Source organism: Pseudomonas sp. MD195_PC81_125 (assembly GCF_014060985.1).
Taxonomy (GTDB): Bacteria; Pseudomonadota; Gammaproteobacteria; order Pseudomonadales; family Pseudomonadaceae; genus Aquipseudomonas; species Aquipseudomonas parakoreensis.
This window is the reverse complement of record NZ_JABULD010000232.1, coordinates 1-2,394: the sequence shown is the minus strand read 5'-3', so window position 1 is coordinate 2,394 and position 2,394 is coordinate 1. Positions and strand designations below refer to the sequence as shown.

2 protein-coding genes are annotated in these 2,394 nt (G+C 59.3%); one reads left to right on the top strand and one right to left on the bottom strand.

Annotated features, from left to right (window positions below):
• Window positions 1–36 precede the first annotated feature (36 nt).
• Window positions 37–933 carry a GlxA family transcriptional regulator gene (locus HT737_RS10085; protein WP_179295013.1) on the bottom strand — a complete coding sequence of 299 codons (897 nt, stop codon included), beginning with the start codon at window positions 931–933 and terminating at the stop codon, window positions 37–39.
• A gap of 250 nt (window positions 934–1,183) precedes the next feature.
• Between HT737_RS10085 and HT737_RS10080 the strand changes: the two genes are divergently transcribed.
• Window positions 1,184–2,320, top strand: coding sequence for an acyl-CoA dehydrogenase family protein (locus HT737_RS10080; RefSeq protein ID WP_108183751.1), 1,137 nt, complete (start codon window positions 1,184–1,186; stop codon window positions 2,318–2,320).
• The last annotated feature ends 74 nt before the right edge of the window (window positions 2,321–2,394 follow it).

The following is a 2,394-nucleotide window of genomic DNA, read 5'->3' as shown; positions in this document are numbered from 1 at the left end:
CTGTAGGGAGCTGCCGCAGGCTGCGATCTTTTGCTTTTAGGCAGCCTGCTGAAACTGCTGCCGATACTGGTTCGGCGACAGCTCGGTGTGCTGGCGGAACAGCCGCGCAAAGAAGCTCGCATCGTCGTAGCCGACCTCATAACTTATGGTCTTGATGCTCTTGCGGCTGCCCGACAACAGACCTTTGGCAGTCTCGATGCGCAGGCGTTGCAAGTAGTGCAGCGGCTTGTCGCCAGTCGCAGTCTGAAAGCGGCGCATGAAATTACGGATGCTCATGCCGTGCTCGCGGGCCACGTCTTCGAAGCGGAACTTGTCGGCGAAATGCTCTTCGAGCCAGTGCTGGATCTGCAGGATGATCACGTCCTGGTGCAGCTTCTGTCCGCCGAAACCGATACGTCCCGGCGAATAACTGCGCTGTACTTCATACAGAATGTCGCGGGCCACGGCTTGCGCCACGTTGGCGCCGCAAAAGCGTTCAATCAGGTAGATATAGAGATCGCAGGCCGAAGTGGTGCCCCCGGCGCAATACAGATTGTCGGCGTCGGTCAGGTGCTTGTCCTGATTGAGGTACACCTTGGGGAAGCGCTCGGCGAAGGCATTGAAGAAGCGCCAGTAAGTGGTCGCTTCCTTGCCGTTGAGCAGACCGGCCTCGGCCAGCCAGAACACCCCGGTGGCTTCGCCGCAGAGCACGGCGCCGCGGGCGTGCTGCTCGCGCAGCCACGGCAGGATTTGTGGATAACGGCCGCACAGGGTGTCGAAATCGTCCCAGAACGCCGGGAGGATGATGACGTCGGCGTTTTCCAGGCCGCCGTCCACCGGCATCATCACGTCACTGAAGCTGTTCACCGGTTTGCCGTCGGGGCTGACCAGGCGGGTTTCAAACGCCGGTGTCAGGCCGTGGCCCAGTTGTTTGCCGTAACGCAGGCTGGCCAGATGGAAAAAGTCCTTGGCCTGCATGAGAGTGGATGCGAAAACCCGGTCGATTGCCAGGATGCTGACGCGCCGCAAGGGCGTGGAGACTTGCTTGGACATAATTCAACTTTTGTTTTGTTTTTATAAGGGAAAGTGGTCACCAGACGGCTGGATCGTCTTATTTTTTGTCGGATGTGTCCAGTGTCCTGTGTCGGAGGTGAGGCTTAGTCTCTGAACGTCACATTCCTCCAACAACAATGAAAGGTGCCGCATGATCCCCAGAACCTTGTTCAGCTCCGAGCACGAATTGTTCCGCGACAGCGTACGAACCTTCCTCGAAAAAGAGGCCGTGCCGTTCCATGCGCAATGGGAGAAACAAGGCCACATCGACCGCAAGCTGTGGAACAAGGCAGGGGAGGCGGGGATGCTTTGCTCGCACCTGCCGGAAGAATACGGCGGCCTGGGCGCGGACTTTCTGTACAGCGCCGTGGTGATCGAAGAGGTCGGTCGCCTGGGTCTGACCGGTATCGGTTTCTCGCTGCATTCGGACATCGTCGCGCCGTACATCCTGCATTACGGCAGCGAAGCGCTTAAGCAAAAATACCTGCCGAAACTGGTCTCGGGCGAGATGGTCAGCGCGATTGCGATGACCGAGCCGGGTGCCGGTTCCGACCTGCAAGGGGTCAAGACCACCGCAGTGCTGGACGGCGACGAGTACGTGATCAACGGCTCCAAGACCTTCATCACCAACGGCTTTCTCGCTGATTTGGTGATCGTGGTCGCCAAGACTGATCCGAAGGCCGGCGCCAAGGGCACCAGCCTGTTTGTGGTAGAGGCGAATACGCCGGGCTTCGAGAAGGGCAAACGCCTGGAGAAGGTCGGAATGAAGGCGCAGGACACGTCGGAATTGTTCTTCCAGGACGTGCGTGTGCCGAAGGAAAACCTCTTGGGCCAGGCCGGGGCAGGGTTTGCCTACCTGATGCAGGAATTGCCACAGGAACGACTGACGGTAGCCATCGGAGGTCTGGCCTCAGCCGAAGCTGCGCTGCAATGGACGCTGGATTACACCCGTGATCGCAAGGCGTTCGGCAAGGCCATTGCCGACTTCCAGAACACCCGCTTCAAACTGGCGGAAATGGCGACGGAGATTCAGATCGGCCGAGTATTTGTCGACAAGTGCCTGGAATTGCATCTGCAAGGCAAGCTCGACGTTCCGACAGCAGCGATGGCCAAATACTGGGGCACCGACCTGCAATGCAAGGTGCTCGACGAGTGCGTGCAGTTGCATGGCGGCTACGGCTTCATGTGGGAGTACCCGGTGGCCCGGGCGTGGGCGGATGCACGGGTGCAGCGGATCTATGCCGGTACCAACGAAATCATGAAGGAGATCATTGCGCGGTCGCTGTGAGTTCTGCGGTGAATTGACGGGCCCCCTTCGCGAGCAGGCTCGCTCCCCACAAGGATCACGCTGTACCTGTGGGA

Excerpts from the sequence above, each read along its gene's own strand:
- HT737_RS10080 (WP_108183751.1), top strand. The coding sequence starts at position 1,184 with ATGATCCCCAGAACCTTGTTCAGCTCCGAGCACGAATTGTTCCGCGAC.